The 18,985-nt window shown below is 65.7% G+C and carries 12 protein-coding genes and 1 pseudogene; 9 read left to right on the top strand and 4 right to left on the bottom strand.

Annotated features, from left to right (window positions below; all coding sequences use genetic code 11):
• Positions 1-37: 37 nt before the first annotated feature.
• The 4 genes from BRADO_RS03535 (at position 38) to BRADO_RS03520 (ending at position 8,170) form a co-directional block, all read left to right on the top strand.
• Positions 38-1,090, top strand: a complete 1,053-nt coding sequence (locus tag BRADO_RS03535) for an acyltransferase family protein (RefSeq protein ID WP_011923935.1) — start codon at positions 38-40, stop codon at positions 1,088-1,090.
• A gap of 282 nt (positions 1,091-1,372) precedes the next feature.
• Entirely contained in the window at positions 1,373-4,405 is a 3,033-nt protein-coding gene (polA, locus tag BRADO_RS03530; RefSeq protein WP_041757296.1) for a DNA polymerase I, read from the top strand.
• Between the two features lie 1,200 nt (positions 4,406-5,605).
• The gene (locus tag BRADO_RS03525; protein ID WP_244422960.1) at positions 5,606-6,820 is read left to right on the top strand and encodes a glycosyltransferase family 87 protein; all 1,215 of its coding nucleotides are present in this window, start codon (positions 5,606-5,608) and stop codon (positions 6,818-6,820) included.
• An 81-nt stretch (positions 6,821-6,901) separates the two neighbouring features.
• A complete protein-coding gene (locus tag BRADO_RS03520) occupies positions 6,902-8,170 on the top strand; it encodes an OmpA family protein (RefSeq protein WP_157872507.1) in 1,269 nt (422 codons plus the stop codon).
• A 334-nt stretch (positions 8,171-8,504) separates the two neighbouring features.
• Here BRADO_RS03520 and BRADO_RS03515 read toward each other — a convergent pair whose 3' ends face one another.
• Positions 8,505-9,131, bottom strand: a complete 627-nt coding sequence (locus BRADO_RS03515) for a glutathione S-transferase family protein (protein WP_011923931.1) — start codon at positions 9,129-9,131, stop codon at positions 8,505-8,507.
• A 220-nt stretch (positions 9,132-9,351) separates the two neighbouring features.
• Here BRADO_RS03515 and pyrE point away from each other — a divergent pair, with 220 nt between their 5' ends.
• Together pyrE and BRADO_RS03505 are read left to right on the top strand one after the other, a co-directional pair.
• A complete protein-coding gene (gene pyrE / locus BRADO_RS03510) occupies positions 9,352-9,909 on the top strand; it encodes an orotate phosphoribosyltransferase (RefSeq protein WP_011923930.1) in 558 nt (185 codons plus the stop codon).
• Positions 9,910-10,095: 186 nt separating this feature from the next.
• The gene (locus tag BRADO_RS03505) at positions 10,096-10,917 is read left to right on the top strand and encodes a DUF2865 domain-containing protein (RefSeq protein ID WP_011923929.1); all 822 of its coding nucleotides are present in this window, start codon (positions 10,096-10,098) and stop codon (positions 10,915-10,917) included.
• A gap of 15 nt (positions 10,918-10,932) precedes the next feature.
• Here BRADO_RS03505 and BRADO_RS03500 read toward each other — a convergent pair whose 3' ends face one another.
• Positions 10,933-11,364: a hypothetical protein gene (locus BRADO_RS03500; protein ID WP_011923928.1), complete on the bottom strand. Its 432-nt coding sequence runs from the start codon at positions 11,362-11,364 to the stop codon at positions 10,933-10,935.
• A 175-nt stretch (positions 11,365-11,539) separates the two neighbouring features.
• Between BRADO_RS03500 and BRADO_RS03495 the strand changes: the two are divergent.
• From BRADO_RS03495 to BRADO_RS03485, 3 genes and pseudogenes are all read left to right on the top strand, one after another.
• Positions 11,540-11,828, top strand: a pseudogene (locus tag BRADO_RS03495) (GIY-YIG nuclease family protein).
• Between the two features lie 219 nt (positions 11,829-12,047).
• A complete protein-coding gene (locus BRADO_RS03490; protein ID WP_011923927.1) occupies positions 12,048-14,555 on the top strand; it encodes a glycogen/starch/alpha-glucan phosphorylase in 2,508 nt (835 codons plus the stop codon).
• Positions 14,556-14,660: 105 nt separating this feature from the next.
• The gene (locus BRADO_RS03485) at positions 14,661-15,479 is read left to right on the top strand and encodes an acyl-CoA thioesterase II (protein ID WP_011923926.1); all 819 of its coding nucleotides are present in this window, start codon (positions 14,661-14,663) and stop codon (positions 15,477-15,479) included.
• Between the two features lie 245 nt (positions 15,480-15,724).
• Here the strand turns inward: BRADO_RS03485 and BRADO_RS03480 are convergent, their stop codons facing one another.
• Entirely contained in the window at positions 15,725-17,338 is a 1,614-nt protein-coding gene (locus BRADO_RS03480) for a phosphoenolpyruvate carboxykinase (RefSeq protein WP_011923925.1), read from the bottom strand.
• Positions 17,339-18,077: 739 nt separating this feature from the next.
• Complete coding sequence (locus tag BRADO_RS03475; protein ID WP_011923924.1) at positions 18,078-18,809, bottom strand: HugZ family protein; 732 nt, start codon at positions 18,807-18,809, stop codon at positions 18,078-18,080.
• Positions 18,810-18,985 lie beyond the last annotated feature (176 nt).

The raw sequence follows: 18,985 nt of genomic DNA, 5'->3' as shown, positions 1-18,985 counted from the left end.
CCGAGAATGCGGCAGCTCCGCGCCAGAGAGGGACAGCATGACCGCGAATGGTACGCCGAGGCCGGCCGGAACCGAGGCGCGCATCGACTGGGTGGACTACGCCAAGGGCATCTGCATCATCATGGTGGTGATGATGCACTCGGTGCTCGGCGTCGAGCTCGCGGCCGGCGAGACCGGATTCATGCATGCCGTGGTCGCTTTCGCAAAACCGTTCCGGATGCCGGACTTCTTCCTGATCTCCGGCCTGTTCCTGCCGCTGGTGATCGACCGCGACTGGCGTACCTATCTCGACCGCAAGGTCTTGCACTTCGCCTATTTCTACGTGCTGTGGGTGACGATCCAGTTCGGCTTCAAGGCGCCCGGCTTCGCCGCAGCGAACGGCTGGCCGCATGCCGGGTATCTGTACCTGGAATCCTTCATCGAGCCGTTCGGCACGCTGTGGTTCATCTATCTGCTGCCGATCCTCTTCGTCGTCATCAAGGTGACACGGACGGTCCCCGTGCCGGTGATCTGGGGCATCGCCGCCGGCCTGGAAATGTCGCATATCTCGACCGGCTGGACCGTGATCGACGAATTCTGCGCCCGCTTCGTCTACATCTATTCCGGCTATCTGTTCGCGACGATCATCTTCGCCATGTCGTATCGCGCCCGGGCACAGCCGATGCTCGCCGTCACCGGCCTGCTCGCCTGGGCGGTGACCAACCAGTCGCTGGTGAGCCTCGGCGTCAGCGAGTGGCCCATCGTCTCGCTGCTGCTCGGCTATGCCGGCGCCGTGGCGATCATCATCGCCGGCACCCTGCTGGCGCGGGCCCAGCTTCTCAACGCGCTCAGGTTCTGCGGCGAGCATTCGATCGTGATCTATCTCGCCTTCTTCCTGCCGATGGCCGCGACGCGCACATTGCTGCTGAAGACGGGGATCATTACCGATATCGGAACGGTCTCGCTGCTGGTGACCATCGCCGGCGTGCTCGGCGCGCTCGCGATCTGGCGCCTCGCGCTTGTTGTCGGCGCCCGCTTCCTGTTCGAACGCCCCGTCGCGTTCTGGATTGCGCCGCCGAAGGCACGGCCTGCGATGCAGCCGGCAGAGTAGCGCCACCCACGGTGTCGTCCCGGGCGTAGACCCGGGACCCATAGCCACCGTCCTCAGCGTTGGGCACGCTGTGGCCCCGGCCTGCCGCCTCATTCCCGCCGCGGAGTATGGGTCCCGGGTCGGCGCCCCGCCGCCGCTTCGCGGCGACGCGGCTTGCCCGGGACGACGGCGAAATTTGTGGCGCCGACCAAGGCCTGCGAGGCCATCGAATTGGGTGGGGAACGCGCCGGAATCTGCCGTTCCGAGGGTGTCAATCCCGGCCAAATTCCCTACATTGCGGCCATGCCCAAAGCTCCCCAGAAAGCCGCCGTCACGCCCGCCGCTCCTGCGCCTGCCGCCGCCAAGAATTTGGCAAAGGCCGCGGCCAAAGGCGACCATGTGTTCCTGGTCGACGGCTCGTCCTACATCTTCCGCGCCTATCACGCGCTGCCGCCGCTGAACCGCAAGTCCGACGGACTGAACGTCAATGCCGTGCTCGGCTTCTGCAACATGCTTTGGAAGCTCTTGCGCGACATGCCCGAGACCGACCGGCCAACGCATCTGGCGATCGTGTTCGACAAGTCCGAGGTCACGTTCCGCAACCAGATCTACGCCGACTATAAGGCACACCGGCCGCCGGCACCCGATGATCTGATCCCGCAATTCGCGCTGATCCGCGAGGCCGTGCGCGCCTTCGACCTGCCCTGCCTGGAACAGTCCGGCTTCGAGGCCGACGACCTGATCGCGACCTATGCGCGGCTCGCTTGCGAGCGCGGCGCCACCACCACCATCGTGTCCTCCGACAAGGACCTGATGCAGCTCGTCAACGACTGCGTCACGATGTACGACACCATGAAGGACCGCCGCATCGGCACGGCCGAGGTGATCGAGAAGTTCGGCGTGCCGCCGGAGAAGGTCGTCGAGGTGCAGGCGCTGGCCGGCGACTCCACCGACAACGTGCCGGGCGTGCCCGGCATCGGCATCAAGACCGCAGCGCAGCTGATCAACGACTATGGCGATCTCGAGAGCCTGCTGACGCGCGCGGCCGAGATCAAGCAGCCGAAGCGGCGCGAGGCGCTGATCGAGAATGCCGAGAAGGCGCGGATCTCGCGCCAGCTGGTGCTGCTCGACGACAAGGTCGCCCTCGAGGTGCCGCTGGACGACCTCGCCGTGCACGAGCCCGATCCGCGCAAGCTGATCGCGTTTCTCAAGGCGATGGAGTTCTCCACGCTGACGAGGCGTGTGGCGGAGTATTCGCAGATCGATCCGGCTGATGTGACCGCGGACGCGCAATTGAAGGTGGGATCGAGCCCGGCGGCGGCCCCCACCCCGTCCTCCCCCGCGAGCGGAGGAGGGAGCGCACCGAGCAAGCCGGCGACGGCTCCGCGCACGGGTGATCCACGCATCGACAAATCCGCGATGGGCAAGGGCACGCCTGCTGGTCTTGCCGAGTCCAGAGCCGAGGCAGCGAAGAGCGCGCGCATCGATCGCGACAAATATCAGACGTTGCGCTCGCTGCCGGAGCTGAAGGCTTTTCTCGCCCGCGCGCACGAGTTCGGCCGCGTCACCGTCGACGTCAAGGCGAGCTCGATCGATCCGATGCAGGCAAACCTGTGCGGCTTGTCTCTGGCGTTGGCGCCGGGCGAGGCCTGCTACATCCCGCTGGCGCATCGCCAGGCCGGCGATGGCGGCGGCCTGTTCGATGCCGGGCTCGCGCCGGACCAGATCAAGGAGAGCGAGGCGCTGGCGGCGCTGAAGCCGGTGCTGGAATCCACCGGGCTCTTGAAGATCGGATACAACATCAAGTTCCTGGCCGTGCTGCTGGCGCAGCATGGCATCACGCTGCAAAACGTCGACGACATCCTGCTGATGAGCTACGCGCTCGACGCCGGGCGCGGCTCGCACAAGCTCGACTCGCTCGCCGAGCATGTGCTGGCGCATGCCATCATCAGCGAAGGCGAGTTGATCGGCAGCGGCAAGAACAAGCTGACGTTCGAGCAGGTCGCGATCGACCGCGCCACGGCGCATGCGGCTGAAGCGGCCGATGTCATCCATCGGGTCTGGCGCGTACTGAAGCCGCGCCTCACAGCCGAGCGCATGACCGCGGTTTACGAGACGCTGGAACGGCCGCTCGTGTCGGTGCTGGCGCGCATGGAGCGGCGCGGCATTTCGATCGACCGCCAAGTGCTGTCGCGCCTGTCCGGCGACTTCGCCCAGACCGCGGCGCGTGTCGAAGCCGAGTTGCAGGAGCTCGCCGGCGAGCCGATCAATGTCGGCAGCCCCAAGCAGATCGGCGACATCCTGTTCGGCAAGATGGGCCTGTCCGGCGGCACCAGGACCAAGACCGGCGCCTGGTCGACCTCCGCCTCGATTCTCGACGACCTCGCCGAGCAGGGCAATGATTTCGCGCGCAAGATCCTGGAATGGCGCCAGGTCTCGAAGCTGAAATCGACCTACACCGATGCGCTGCCGACCTACGTCAACCCGCAGACACATCGCGTGCACACGACCTACGCACTGGCGGCGACCACCACGGGCCGGCTGTCGTCGAACGAGCCGAATCTGCAGAACATCCCGGTGCGCACCGAGGACGGCCGCAAGATCCGCCGCGCCTTCATCGCGACGCCCGGCTACAAGCTGGTGTCGGCGGACTATTCGCAGATCGAGCTGCGGCTGCTGGCCGAGATCGCCGACATCCCGGTGCTGAAGCAGGCGTTCAAGGACGGGCTCGACATTCACGCGATGACGGCGTCGGAGATGTTCGGCGTGCCGATCAAGGACATGCCGAGCGAGGTGCGTCGTCGCGCCAAGGCGATCAATTTCGGCATCATCTACGGCATCTCCGCCTTCGGCCTCGCCAACCAGCTCGGCATCGCCCGCGAGGAGGCCTCGGCCTATATCAAGCGCTATTTCGAGCGCTTCCCGGGCATCCGCGCCTACATGGACGAGACCCGCGAGTTCTGTCGCAAGAACGGCTATGTCGTCACCCTGTTCGGCCGCAAGTGCCATTACCCCGAAATCAAGGCCTCGAACGCCTCGGTCCGCGCCTTCAACGAGCGCGCCGCGATCAACGCGCGGCTGCAGGGGACGGCGGCCGACATCATCCGGCGCGCGATGACGCGCGTCGAGGAGGCGCTGGCGCAAAAGAAGCTCTCGGCTCAGATGCTGCTGCAGGTGCATGACGAACTGATCTTCGAGGTCCCTGAGGACGAGGTCGCCGCGACCTTGCCGGTCGTGCAGCACGTCATGCAGGACGCCCCCTTCCCGGCCGTGCTGCTGTCCGTCCCGCTGCACGTCGACGCGCGCGCAGCGGATAATTGGGACGAGGCGCATTGAGCTGATCACACGGCTCTTCCTACTTGATCGATTGCTAGTAGATGCCCGGCCGCATCGCCAACCGTTCCCGTCGTCCCGGCGAACGCCGGGACCCATACCCCCAGGGAGCGGTTCGAGGCACGCTGGTCGTTGGCCTTTTGCCGAACACGACCGCCGCGGAGTATGGATCCCGGATCGGCGCCGTGTCGCGCTGGCGCGCGTCACGGCTTGTCCGGGACGACAGTGGAGGGCGAGGACGCATTCGCGGTTCACACGGCTGAAGACGTAAGATGAGAGGCACAGCTTCGCTGTCTCGCGGCACGTCGTGCCCGAGGTTTGCCAACAGTCCGCCCTCGCGAACGGTGCAAAGGGCGCAGGGAAGGCCGGGCCTCGGCACACGGCCCGTGGCCCGCCGGCGGAAAAATGCAGGCGGCAGGTACCACAGGTTCAGCCGGAACGACCCGGCCCTCCCTGCGCGATGGGTTGAACGTCTGCTCCGCGCTCTCCTCGGGGACCGGGCTGTCTTGCCCCCGTCACCAGCGCGACACGTCATGTCACGCCGGCTTGGCGCCAGCATCGGGCGCCAGGACCACACGGCTCGAACGTCCGCGAGCTCGCCAATCGTCCAGCGCATCAGCACCCGACAGGCCCGCGGCCACCGCTCCCCGCCTCTACGTATCGTGACGCCGCGCACGCCCCTCTGCATGAGGACGGGATACGTGAATCAGAACATAAATTCGGAAGAATAGCAAAATGAAAATGCGGTCGCGGACCGCACGCACTGAGCCACGACGCCGCCGGCACGGTCACCAGGAACGCGGCCAAGGGGCAATCGCATGTGGAGGTACGGAGTCCCTTAACGAGCGATCCTGCCGATCAGACACTCCGTCATGCCCGGGCTTGTCCCGCCTGCGCGGCCGAAGCCGCTTCGGCGCGGCGAAGGCCCGGGCATCCATGTCGTTCTCAGCATGCCGGCCGACGTGGATGGCCGGGACAAGCCCGGCCATGACGACGTGGAAAGAGAAAAGCACAAATCTGCGACCGTCACATGCGATTGCCCTGGGACCGCGGCGGTTTACCCATCATTAGGCACGATGAGAGCGCGATTGGCCGGTTGGACGCGCGGTAACACGACGTGCAGCGCGCTTTGGCAAGGTCGGTGGGGACCGCGCGCGAGCGATCGCGACGGCATCGATCAAGCCTCCTGCCACGAAGTCCCCGATGGCGCCGACGAACCTGGCCTCGACGAACTCCATGACCGCGATCGCATCCGCAGCTCATCCCACGACGCGCGACCGGCGCGCGGTGCTGATGCTGCTGATCGCGCTGGCGCTCTACAACGGCGTCTATCTCGTCAGCTGGTGGCTGTCGGGGCCGCAGCCGGCGTTCGGCGACTTCTCCGGCCTGTGGTCGTTCGGCAGGTTCGCGGCGCAGTCCGGCGCCGCGATCTACGATCCGTTCGCGCTCGCCGCCTTTCAGCAGCAGCTGGATCCCGCGCTCGGCGGCGGCGGCTTTCCCTATCCCTACCCGCCGACCTTCCTGCTGGCGCTGATTCCGCTCGGCATGATGGCGCTGCCTGCAGCCTATGTCTGCTGGATGGCCGCGACGTTTACCGCCTATGGGCTCGCAACGCTCGGCCGCGATTGGCGCTCGCCGTTCGGCCTCGCGCTGCTGGCCGCGCCGACGACGCTGATCAACGCGATCACCGGCCAGAACGGCTTCCTCTCGGCGGCGCTGCTGATCGGCGGCCTGCGGCTGCTCGGGAGCCATCCGCTCATTGCAGGCGGCCTGCTCGGCCTGCTCGCCTACAAGCCGCAATTCGTGCTGCTGCTGCCAATCGTGCTGCTGGCCTCGCGCAACTGGCGCGCCATTCTGGCCGCGGTCGCAACGACCGCGCTCGTCGCCCTCATCACCAGCGCCGGGATCGACGGGTCGATCTGGCTGCAATGGGTCGCGCGCTTCCCGAGCTATCAGGCGCTGCTGGCAGCCAACCAGGCCAGCCTCGATCACATGATGCCGACGGTCATGGCGGGCATGCACGCGATCGGCGCGCCGCCCGCGCTGGGCTACGTACTCCAGCTCATGCTGTCATGCGCCGTCGCGATCGTGCTCTGGCGGACCAGCCGGCGCGGCATCGACGAGCGGACCATCGCGCTGGTCGCGATCGGCAGCATCGTGGCCACCCCCTACGCGATGATCTACGACGTGCCGATGGTGGCGGCCGGTCTTGCGATCCACTGGAAGGCACGAACGGACGCGGGCAAAACGATCGCGCTTTGGGAGATCGGCCTCGTGATCGCGCTCGGCACCTGCCTGCTGGCCATGATCGGTCATTCGCTACCGTTCGTGGCGGCCATGCTGCTGGGCGTGCTGTTCGCCAGCATCGCCGTGCGCGACGGGACGGAGATGCCGGCGCTGTCTTCCATCCGGCGCTGAACATTCGCTGCCCTGCGGCGACCAAATGACACGACGCGGGCCCGGGCCTGCATCGCAGTCATGGTTCGATGGGGGAAGTTTTTGCAGATCTCGAAAGTGTTTGGCATCGCGCTGGTCACCGGCGTGGCGATGTGGTCGATGACGCCGCCGGCGCTGGCCGATCTCGGCTTTCCCGACACGGTGAAGTTTCCGGGGCAGATCGTGATCGATGCCCAGCAACAGCTGATCAAGGAGAACCTCGCCGAGGACGAGTTCGCGAGCGACGCCACGGGCACGATGACGGTGCGCCGCGGCCGGCATTTCCAGCGTTGGATGACCTACAAGCCCGCCGCCGGCGAGCCCGCGCCCGGCTACTACAACGGCACGGAGGAACGCATCTTCAAGGCGATGCAGGCTCCGCTGCTCGCGGCAGGCTGGCAGCTGGTCCAGGTCAATGACAACAAGGATCAGTTCACGATGCATCTCGTCCGCGGCGGCACAGACGCCTGGCTCGCAGTCAAGATGGATGGGCCGCAGGCCGCCGTGAACGTCAACGTGATCGAAAGCGGCGAGGCTGCGCCTGCGCTCACCCTGGCACCGCCGGCCGCGAAGCCGGAGAAGGTCGCCGACAAGGACGACCTGCCCTACCTCAAGCCGTATCCGGGCTCGTCGCGCAAGGGCGAGGGGCGCGGCAATGGTCCGCTCGACGTGACCCGGCCGGGCTCCGGCGACGAGCCGGCGCTGGTCGGCCAGGGCGTCGTCGTCCGCAGCTATCAGGGTCCGACGACGCTCTCGAAGCTGCAATTCGTCGCCGAGTACCGCGCCGCGCTGAGCAAGGCGGGCTGGCAGGTGACCTATCCCGCGACCGACAAGGAAGCGGCCGACGCGGCGGTGGTGATCGCGCACTACACGCGCGACGGCCGCGACATCTGGGCCAGGCTGACCTATGAGTTCGGCGCCAATCTCAGTGTGTCGGTTGTCGATCTCGGCGCCGAGGATCTGGCCGGCAAGCTCGACAAGGACTGCCATCTGCCGCTCTATGGCGTGCTGTTCGACTTCAACAAGGCGTCGTTGAAGCCGGAGTCCGAGCCGCTGCTCACCAAGGTGGCCGCGCTCGTCACCGCGCGTCCCGACCTCAATGCCGAGATCGAGGGTCATACCGACAATGTCGGCGGCGACGACTACAATATGAGATTGTCGGATGCGCGCGCCGCCAGCGTCAGGACATGGCTGACGCAGCACGGCGTCGCCGCGGCGCGGCTGACCTCGCACGGCTATGGCAAGACCCGCCCTGTCGCCGACAACGGCACCGACCAGGGCCGCGCCCTCAACCGCCGCGTCGAGATCGTCAAGCTCGGCTGCAGGCGGTGATAGAGACAGGGGCGCGGCGCGCCGGATTGGATCGCACGCTCAACCAGCGACTCTCAACCCTCACCCTGAGGAGCCCGCCGCAGGCGGGCGTCTCGAAGGGCGAGGCCGGTGCGGAGGCCTCATGGTTCGAGACGGCGCTGCGCGCCTCCTCACCACGAGGATCGGACGGCGGAGCGGCCGCTGCACACGGGACCATGAACAGGCCAAGAGGCGTGTTCATGGAGAGGGTTGAGGGCTCGAAACCGGCGCGCTGGACATTCGCAACTTGCGGTGGGCTTATGGTCAGCAGTTTAGTGTGGCGCCATCACCGGCTGCGATCCGCGTCGGGCTTCCCTCAGTCCAGCTTCGCCTCCATGCCACGCTTCACGGCGGGGCGGGCCATCAGCGCGTCGTACCAGCGCTTGACGTGGGGGAAATCGGCGAGGTCGACCTTGTGGCGGGGGTGGCGCCAGGCCCAGCCGAGGATGGCGAAATCGGCGATCGAGAGCGCGCCGGCGACGAATTCGTACTGCGCCAGGCGGCGGTCGAGCACGCCATAGAGCCGGACGGTCTCGGCCATGTAGCGCTTCAGGCCGTAGGCGCGGTCCTGCTCGTTCTCCAGCGCGATGAAATGGTGCACCTGGCCGGGCATCGGGCCGAAGCCGCCCATCTGCCACATCAGCCATTCATAGACCGGGATCCGCGCAGCGAGCGATTTCGGCAGGAATTGGCCGGTCTTCTCGGCCAGGTACAGCAGGATCGCGCCGGATTCGAACACGCTGACCGGCTGGCCCTCGGGTCCGGCGGGATCGACGATCGCCGGGATCTTGTTGTTCGGGCTGATCGCCAGGAACGCCGGGGCCATCTGGGCGCCCTTGGTGATGTCGACCGGAATGACGCGATAAGCCAGCCCCATCTCCTCCAGCGCCACCGAGATCTTGCGGCCGTTGGGGGTGTTCCAGGTGTGCAGTTCGATCGTCATGGGGGGCCTTCCGAGGTTTTGCGGATTGTGCATGCCGGGCGCTGGCTTCATTAGCTCGAAACTGAGCGCCGCTCCAAACGTAGCGTTGTTGATGGGACGTCGTGGCCGCTGGCCTCCGGCGTCCGAGGCCGATAGATTGCGCCACCCAAGAAGTCGCCAAGAAGCCGCCAAGAATCGACCGAGACCTCACTCAAGATCTGACCCCTCAAGGGAAAACGCCGTGTCCAAATCCGCCTCCCGCGCCCGCCTCCTCGAGATCATCCGCAGGCGCTCTTTCGGCCGCGGCGAGGTCACCCTGGCCTCGGGCCGCAAGAGCGATTTCTATTTCAACCTGAAGCCGACCATGATGGACCCGGAGGGCGCCACCCTGCTCGCCGAGCTCACCTACGAGGCGCTGAAGGACGACGGCTACGACTATATCGGCGGGCTGGAGATGGGTGCCGTGCCGCTGGCCGGCGCGATCGCGCAGATTTCGTGGATCAAGGGCCATCCGATCGCGGCCTTCTTCGTGCGCAAGAAGCCGAAGGAGCACGGCGCCAGGCTCGCGATCGAGGGACTGACCCGGGACGAGACCCTGGCGGGAAAACGCATCGTCGTGGTCGAGGACGTCACCACGACGGGCGGCTCGGCGATGAAGGCGGTCGAGACGTTGCGCGAGGCCGGCGCCGAGGTGTCGCTGGTGTTCACCATGGTCGACCGCGAGGAAGGCGCCGCCGAGGCCTTCGCGGCCGCCGGCCTCTCGTTCCGCGCGCTCTACAAGGCGCGCGAATTTCTCTGATCCGGTCCTCCGCGGCGCAATTCGCAACCGCGCACACCGCTCATTTACCAAAGGCTCGTTAAGGTTACTGCAAAGCTGACGGCGCCATGCCCTGGGGCATGGCCCATTCGGTCGTACATGATCGAGGCCATCCGGACGCTTGTTCGGAGGGGCTTTGCGGTGATCCTTGGCGCGTGGGAGCAGGCGTTGCGTAGCGTGTTGTCGTTTCGGCTGATGTCCCGCCGCGTGGCGGTCGCCGGTGCCGCCGGCCTTGTGGCTGTCGGCACGTTGGCGCCGCAGAGGGCCTCGGCCCAGGGATTGTTCGATCTGCTGTTCGGCGGCTTCACCAAGCCGCAATCGCAACGGCCGGCGGCGCCGGGCAGCTTCTTCACCGACCCGTTCGGCACCAATCCTCAGGCTCCGGCGCAGCCCCGGGCGGCCTCGGGCGGATCGGGCGCGGCGTTCTGCGTGCGCACCTGCGACGGGCGCTATTTCCCGCTGACCCGCGGCCTCGCCTCGCCGGTGCAGATGTGCCAGGCGTTCTGCCCGGCGAGCCCGACCAAGGTGTATTTCGGCTCCAACATCGACTACGCCACCGCGGCGAATGGCGAGCGCTATGCCGACAGCGAGACCGCGTTCGCCTATCGCCAGGCGCTGCGCGCCGACTGCACCTGCAACGGCCGCGATCCGGCCGGGCTCGCGCCGGTCGACCTCTCGCTCGACACCTCGCTGCGCCCCGGCGACGTGGTCGCGACCAGCGACGGCCTCGTCGCCTATTCGGGCACCCGCGGCAGCGGCGGCCAGCCCGCCGATTTCAAGCCGGTCGCCTCCTATCCCGGGCTGAATTCGGACATGCGCGCCAAGCTCAGCGAGATGAAGGTGGCACCGGTGCGCGCCGAGATGCTGGCGGCCGATGCGCTCGCCGCGATGCCGCCGGAGACCAGCGCCGGCAATGTCAGCGTCGCCCCGCCGATGACGATCACGCCGAAGCCGGGCACGGGCCGCGCCAAGCGCGCGGATGTGGATTGAGTCCGGAAGGCTGCGTCAGCGCCCGACGATCACGCCGATGACATTCGGCGCTTCCAGGTACTTCTCCTCGATCGCCGCCCGCGCAGCCGCGCGGTTGTCCGGCGTCAGCAGGCCGCGCTTCTCGGCCAGGATCATCCAGCAGAAGCCCCACCAGTCGGTCAGCATGCCCTCGTCGTCGACCAGATCGTAGCCCTGCTCGGCCGCGAAGATGCGCGCCCGCGCCTCGTCCAGGCCGTCCAGGAAGGTGTGGTCGGTGGCGGAGAACAGGTCGTCGGAAATGTCGTCGGTGGTGTAGCCCCAGACCGACATGCAGACGGCGTTGAACGCGCGGTCGATCTGATCGTCGTCGACGGCCCGGCGGCGTGCCGTCTTGTGCAGCCGCGTCAGAGTGCGCGCAAAATCGGCAATGCGGGTCAGGGCCAGGGGATCGAAGGCGATGTTGGACATGGTGTCCTCACGTGATGCACTGATGCCGGGGGGCGGATCGAATCGCAAGAAGGATAACGATCGCTTGCTAAATCGTTCTTAATTTGTTCTGATCGAAAAAGGAAGTCAATTGTCGTCGTCCCGGCCCCCGAGCCGGGACCCATAGCCACCGCAGCCCTTTGGTTTGCACGGACCGATGAGCGCCGAAGCTGCATGGACGGTCTACATTCTCGCCAGCGGGCATCATGGCACGCTGTACATCGGCATCACCAATGATGTCAGGAAGCGCCTCGAAGACCACCGTGCCGGGCGGGGCTCAAAACAAGGTTTTTCGCCTGGTTCACGTCGAGAGGTTCGCGAGCCCGCTGGAGGCCATCGCCCGCGAGAAGCAGCTCAAGAACTGGCATCGCGATTGGAAGGTCGAGCTGATCGAAAAGGAAAACCCCGATTGGAGCGACTTGTCGGGCCTCATCTTTGGCCGGTGAGTCTGGATCCCGGCTTTCGCCGGGATGACGAGGAGGAGACTTGTTTCGATCCTCTCGTGCGCCTGCAGGAGGTTAGCGCGTTCCTCTTTGGGAACTTCGGCCCGAACTTTGCATATTTTTCCATCACCTTGCTGTGCGGACCAGCCTTTCCCCGGGTTTCGGACCGCGCGCAACCATCGTATGCTTTTACCGGTTCCTCGTAGCATCACAGGTTTCAAGGTGACAGATCAGCCGTCCCAGCGCAGCTTCGTAAGCACCGGCCAGCCCGTCGACGAATTGGCCGTCGCCGAGATCAAGAGCGACATCCTGGCGAAGCTCCGGCTCGCGATTGGCAAGGAGGCGAGCCAGGCGACGCAGCAGGACTGGTATCATGCCGCGGCGCTGACCCTGCGCGACCGCATCGTGCATCGCTGGCTGACGGCGGACAAGGAGAGCTACGACGCCGGACGCAAGCGGGTCTATTATCTCAGCCTCGAATTCCTGATCGGCCGCCTGTTCACCGACGCGCTCAACAATATGGGCCTGATGAAGGTGTTCGAGACCGCGCTCGGCGATCTCGGCGTCGGCCTGATGGACCTGCGCAAATGCGAGCCGGATGCCGCGCTCGGCAATGGCGGCCTCGGCCGGCTCGCGGCGTGCTTCATGGAGAGCATGTCGACCCTGCAGATCCCGGCGATCGGCTACGGCATCCGCTATGATTTCGGCCTGTTCCGCCAGGTCATCGTCGACGGCTGGCAGCACGAATATCCCGACGTTTGGCTGTCGTTCGGCAACCCCTGGGAATTCCAGCGCCCGGAGGTGGTCTATCACGTCCATTTCGGCGGCGGTGTCGAGCATGTCGACGACAAGGGCCGCGACCGCGCGATCTGGCATCCCGGCGAGACCGTGCAGGCGGTCGCCTATGACACGCCGATCGTCGGCTGGCGCGGCCAGCACGTGAATGCGCTGCGGCTATGGTCGGCGCGCTCGCCCGATCCGCTGAAGCTCGACGTGTTCAACTCCGGCGACTATCTCGGGGCGTCCGCCGAGGAAGCCCGCGCGGAGGCGATCTGCAAGTTCCTGTATCCGAACGACGAGAGCCCGGCGGGCCGCGAGCTGCGGCTGCGGCAGGAATATTTCTTCGTCTCGGCCTCGCTGCAGGATCTCGTCAAGCGCCATCTCGGCTCCGACGGCCAGTTGCGGAGTCTCGCGCAGAAGGCCGCGGTGCAGCTCAACGACACGCATCCCTCGCTCGCGGTCGCCGAGCTGATGCGGATCCTGGTCGACCTGCACAATTTCCGCTGGGACGAGGCTTGGAAGATCACCGTCGCGACCTTGTCCTACACCAACCACACCTTGCTGCCCGAGGCGCTGGAGACCTGGCCGGTCGAATTGTTCGAGCGGCTGCTGCCGCGGCATCTCGAGATCATCTACCGCATCAATGCGCAGCATCTCGCGCTCGCCGAGCAGCGCGCGCCCGGTGATATCGACTATCGCGCGTCGGTGTCGCTGATCGACGAGAAGAGCGGGCGCCGCGTTCGCATGGGCCAGCTCGCCTTCGTCGGCTCGCACCGCATCAACGGCGTCTCGGCGATGCATTCGGACCTGATGAAGGAGACCGTGTTCCACGATCTCAACCATCTTTATTCCGGCCGCATCACCAACAAGACCAACGGCATCACCTTCCGCCGCTGGCTGACGCTCGCGAATCCGAAGCTGACGAGCCTGTTGCGCGAGGCCTGCGGCGACGCCATTGTCGACGATCCGACCCTGCTGACGAGCCTGGAGAGCTACGTCGCGGATTCCGGCTTCCACCAGAAGTTCCGCGCGGTGAAGCACCACAACAAGGTGCAGCTCGCGCGTCTCATCTCCGAGCGCATGAACGTTCGGCTCGACCCAAGCGCGCTGTTCGATGTGCAGATCAAGCGCATCCACGAATACAAGCGGCAGCTGCTCAACATCCTCGAGGCGGTCGCGCTCTATCTCGACATGAAGGACGACCCGCAGCGCGACTGGGTGCCGCGGGTCAAGATCTTCGCCGGCAAGGCGGCGGCGAGCTACCGCTATGCCAAGCTGATCATCAAGCTGATCAACGACGTTGCCGAATTGGTCAACAACGATCCTGCGATCGGCGGCAAGCTCAAGGTCGTGTTCATGGCCGACTACAATGTCAGCCTGGCGGAAACGATCATTCCCGCCGCCGACCTGTCCGAGCAGATCTCGACCGCGGGCATGGAGGCGTCCGGCACCGGCAACATGAAGCTGGCGCTGAACGGCGCCATCACCATCGGCACGCTGGATGGCGCCAATATCGAGATCCGCGACAATGTCGGCGCCGACAACATCGCGATCTTCGGCATGGAGGCCGGCGACGTCATGCTGCGCCGCCAGCAGGGCCTGGATGCCACCGACGTCATCCGCCGCTCGCCGCGGCTGGGCCGCGCCATCGACGCGATCGCGAACGGCCTGTTCTCGCCGGGCGAGCCGGGCCGGTTCGAGCCGATCGCGCATGCGCTGCGCCACCTCGACCACTACATGGTCTCGGCCGATTTCGATTCCTACTACGAGGCCCAGCGCGGCGTCGATGCGCGCTGGCAGTCCGAGCCGGCCTGGACCCGCGCCTCGATCCTCAACGTCGCGCGCATGGCGTGGTTCTCCTCCGATCGCACCATCCGCGAATATGCCGACGACATCTGGAACGTGCCGGTGGGACCGGTCGCGGCTCCGGCGCATGCGCAGCGGGCCTGAGGACCAAGCGCTTCGTACGCATCAATGACCTGTGACGTCATTGCGGGTCTGGCCGAATTGCATCTGACCTGACGACCATCATACGATGATCGTCAGGAGGAGCGCATGACCGACACGCCGACCACGTATTTGTTCGACGAGGCCACCCGCGTCACGGCCGGCGACAGCCGCTGGCAGGGGCGGACCAGCCCGGACTACTGGGCCTTCGTCGGTCCGTTCGGCGGCGTCACCGCGGCGACCGTGCTGCGCGCGCTGATCGAGCATCCGCAAATCATGGGCGATCCGCTGGCGGTGACGGTCAATTACTGCGCGCCGATTGCGGAGGGGTCGTTCGATCTCGACGTGCGGCTGGTGAAGGCCAACCGCTCGTCGCAGCACTGGTGCGTCGAGCTGAGCCAGGGTGATGCCGACTCAGCGACGCTGGCGACGGCGGTCTTCGCTGAGCGCCGGCCGTCTTGGTCGCACCAGCCGGCGATCAAGCCGGACGCGCCGCCGTTCGATCAGGTCAAGCGCTATCCCGATGCCGGAATGTCGTGGACCAGGCAATATGATTTCCGCTTCGTGGAAGGACGGCCAGACTTCGGCAGCCGTTCGGATCAACCACGCAGCGCCTATTCGCGGCTCTGGATCTCCGACCGCAAGCCGCGCAAGCTCGACTGCCTGTCGCTGCTGTCGATGTCGGACGCCTTCTTCGGCCGCGCCTTCCACGTCCGCGGCGAATTGATTCCGTTCGGCACGGTGTCGCTAACCACCTACTTCCACGTCAGCCGCGAGGAGCTCGCGGCCGAGGACATCACCCATCTGCTGGCCACCGCGGATGCCAAGGTGTTCAACCGCAGCTACCAGGATCAGCACGGCGAGCTGTGGTCACCCTCGGGTCGGCTGCTCGCGACGACGACGCAGATCGCGTATTTCAAGGCGTGAGGGCCCAAGACCCTTCAACAATCTCGGTGTCGTCCCGGCCTCCGAGCCGGGACCCATAACCACCGTCCGGAGTTTTGCGAACGCTGGAGCCGCCTTCCCGTTTCAACCACGCCGTCCTGTGGTTATGGGTCCCGGCTCAAGGCCGGGACGACGGCGGTGGGTTTGGCGCGACCTTCGGCTGCTCCGCGCTTTGGCGCGAAAACGAAGGGGCAGCCGCAGCGCGGCTGACCCTTGAGCTTGCAGCCCTACTCCGCCGCGAGCTTCACGTCGGGCGCGGCGGCGCGGACATCGGCGTCGACCTGGGCCTCGAACTTGGCGAAGTTCTTCTGGAACATGCCGACGAGCGCGCGGGCGGTCTTGTCGAACTCGACCTTGTCCTTCCAGGTGTTGACCGGATCGAGGATCTCGCTCGGCACGCCCGGCAGCGCCGTCGGCACCGCGAAGCCGAAATATTTGTCGGTGCGGAACTCGACGTTGCGAAGCGAGCCGTCGAGTGCCGCGGTCAACAGCGCGCGCGTCACCTTGATCGGCATGCGCGAGCCGGTGCCGTATTTGCCGCCGGTCCAGCCGGTGTTGACCAGCCAGCAGTCGACATTGTGGTCGGCGATCAGCTGCCGCAGCATGTTGCCGTAGACGGAGGGATCCAGCGGCAGGAACGGCGAGCCGAAGCAGGTCGAGAACTCCGGCTGCGGCTCGGAGCCGAGGCCGCGCTCGGTGCCGGCGACCTTGGCGGTGTAGCCGGACAGGAAGTGATACATCGCCTGCGCCGGCGACAGTTTTGCGATCGGCGGCAGCACGCCGAAGGCGTCGGCGGCGAGCATCACGACGTTCTTCGGATGCGGCGCGCGTCCGGTGCGCGAGGCGTTCGGGATGTAGTCGAGCGGATAGGCCGAGCGGGTGTTCTCGGTTTTGGAGCCGTCGTCGAAATCGGGAACGCGGCTGTCCTCGTCGAGCACCACATTCTCCAGCACCGCACCAAAACGGTTCGAGGCGGCGAAGATCTGCGGCTCGGCCTCCTGCGAGAGCTTGATGCATTTGGCGTAGCAGCCGCCCTCGAAGTTGAACACGCCGGACGGACCCCAGCCGTGCTCGTCGTCACCGATCAGCGTGCGGTTGGGATCGGCCGACAGCGTCGTCTTGCCGGTGCCGGACAGGCCGAAGAAAATCGCGGTGTCGCCCTTGGGGCCGACATTGGCCGAGCAGTGCATCGGCATTACACCGCGCGCGGGCAGGTAGTAGTTGAGCGTGGTGAACACGCTCTTCTTCATCTCGCCGGCGTAATACGATCCGCCGATCAGCACGATCTTGCGGGCGAAATCGATCGCGACCACGTTCTGCGAGCGCACGCCGTGCCGCATCGGATCGGCGCGGAAGCTCGGCATGTCGATGATCGTCAGCTCCGGCACGAAGGTGTCGAGCTCGATTGTCTCCGGGCGGATGAGAAGCGTGCGAATGAACAGCGAATGCCAGGCGAGCTCGGTGAAGACGCGGGTCTTGATGCGGAAAGTCGGATCGGCGCCGCCATACAGGTCCTGCGCGAACAGCGTCTTGCCTTCGGCGTGCTTGATGAAGTCCTGATACAGCGCCTCGAACTGCTCCGGCGTAATCGACTGATTGCCCGCCCACCACATCTTCTCGGTGGACGCATCGCGCACGGTGAACTTGTCCTTCGGGCTGCGACCGGTGAATTCGCCCGTATCCGCGCACAGCGCTCCGTCGGCAGACAGCGTGGCCTCGCCCGCCGCCAGCGAATACTGATAGAGCTGGGGCGCGCCGAGATTCCAATGCAACTGCTTGAGATTTTTTAAGCCGAACTTGTCGGCACCGAAGGCACCGTTGCGAATACCCGTCTCTTGCACCGAAATCCCTCCTGAGAGCCCGCAGCGATCGCGCGAAATTCGTGGCGCAGCGCGCGGTGACCGTTACCGTTTACATCGCCTTACCCAAGCGCGGTCGCGACCTATTACTGATCAACGCTGGTCTTGCCAAGACGATCCGGTCGAATTGGTTATTGCCGACAGCTGATGCACGTAGCTCAATTTCCGCGCGGCGATGCTCATCCGCGGAGCAAAATTCATTCTGACCACGTCATGCTGCAACGCAGCAGATAGATGCGCATTTCGATTTCGCCGAGCAGCGAAACGATACTGAAACCGAACCAAACGCATGGACGGGCGAAGACGGCTCATCTCGCAGGTTCGTCTTCCGGCGCTGGAACCTCCGCGTTGCCGCTGCCCGGTTAGCGACTCAATGCGTGAGCAACGTGACGACGCACCGGCGTCGACAAACGCCCGTGCAAGGCCTGGCGCCTCGGCGGCGCTTGTCGCCGGTCATGTTGCCGAGGGCCGACGGCGTCGGCGTTAAGCTTCAGCTGCGCAACCTTTCGACGTCAGCCCCATCGTCGCATGACGACAACCGTCGCAGCTGTCGGCGCCGCCGTTCCAAGCTGATTGAGTTCGTAGTACGGCGGCTGCACGTCTCGTGCGACCGCTCCCATCGCCGATCCTCGCCACGCAGGAACGAGGAAAGGAATCGCACCGCTGCTTTGGCGCGGAGACTGCCGTCAGAGATTGCTCGACTGATGAGCAGTCAGCTCGGCTACCCAATCTTCGCCCGCGCCTCGTCGGCGAGCCGCACCAGCATCTTGCGCAACGCCCCCGGCGTGGCGACGCGCTCGGGAAAATCCAGCCGCAGCGTCTTGCCCTCGGCCATCAGGTCCAATCCGTCGGGATCGCATCCGGAGCAGCGCCACTCGGCCGCGTCCGCGCCGAGCAGCTTGGTGGCGTAGAGGCCGAGCGCATCCCGGTGATCCTCGTTCATGTGATCCACAGCGCCCTGCTCCGCCGCCAGCAGTTCGGCGGCGTCGGATACATCCGTCAGAAACTGCTCCGGCTTGAGATCGACGATGCGGCCGAATCCGGCGACGAGATGCGTGCCGGCCGGACGAATGAGGAAGAAGGAGAAGTCGGCAAAATCGGCGTAGTCGGCCGCTGACGGATGCACATTGAGATACCGGCGACGAAGCGCATCCTTGTTCTCATCAGTTGCCTGTTCGGCCTTGCCCGACAGCATGATGCGAGCGCCTTCGAGCGGATCACCCGGCGCGCGTTCATCGAGCATCAGCGACACGCGCGAATCGGCGAGAACGTTCTTCGTGTGCACTGCTAATCGCGAGATCAGGATGATCGGCGCGCCGTCGGCGGCGGTGGCGACGTTGACGAGGGAACAATAGGGATCGCCCGAGCCCGTCATCAGGGTCGCGAGCGCGCCCTGTCGGCTTCGGCGCAGCAGGGACCGGGTCACGTGGTTAGGGTTAAAGCTCGGGGTCATCGTCTTTCCCTCGTCCATCCAGTTGCAATGAAGGCCTTTTTTCGGCTAAACGGGCCACAAACCTGGGCACGGCACAAGACTTTGCCATCGTATTTGTGGAACTCGGTCACACTTCAGCCCAGCTTGCATTGCTCGTTGACCATGTTCGAAGCCCAAATACGCGGCCCTTACTTGAT

Origin of the sequence: Bradyrhizobium sp. ORS 278 (assembly GCF_000026145.1) — a bacterium.
Lineage (GTDB): Bacteria > Pseudomonadota > Alphaproteobacteria > Rhizobiales > Xanthobacteraceae > Bradyrhizobium.
Note: the sequence above shows the minus strand (reverse complement) of the source record. Positions and strands in the feature narration are given on the sequence as shown.

Bases quoted from the DNA above. Each gene is read 5' to 3' on its own strand.
- BRADO_RS03535 (WP_011923935.1), top strand. From the start codon at position 38: ATGACCGCGAATGGTACGCCGAGGCCGGCCGGAACCGAGGCGCGCATC.
- polA (WP_041757296.1), top strand. From the start codon at position 1,373: ATGCCCAAAGCTCCCCAGAAAGCCGCCGTCACGCCCGCCGCTCCTGCG.
- BRADO_RS03525 (WP_244422960.1), top strand. From the start codon at position 5,606: ATGGCGCCGACGAACCTGGCCTCGACGAACTCCATGACCGCGATCGCA.
- BRADO_RS03515 (WP_011923931.1), bottom strand. From the start codon at position 9,131: ATGACGATCGAACTGCACACCTGGAACACCCCCAACGGCCGCAAGATC.
- BRADO_RS03500 (WP_011923928.1), bottom strand. From the start codon at position 11,364: ATGTCCAACATCGCCTTCGATCCCCTGGCCCTGACCCGCATTGCCGAT.
- BRADO_RS03485 (WP_011923926.1), top strand. From the start codon at position 14,661: ATGACCGACACGCCGACCACGTATTTGTTCGACGAGGCCACCCGCGTC.
- BRADO_RS03475 (WP_011923924.1), bottom strand. From the start codon at position 18,809: ATGACCCCGAGCTTTAACCCTAACCACGTGACCCGGTCCCTGCTGCGC.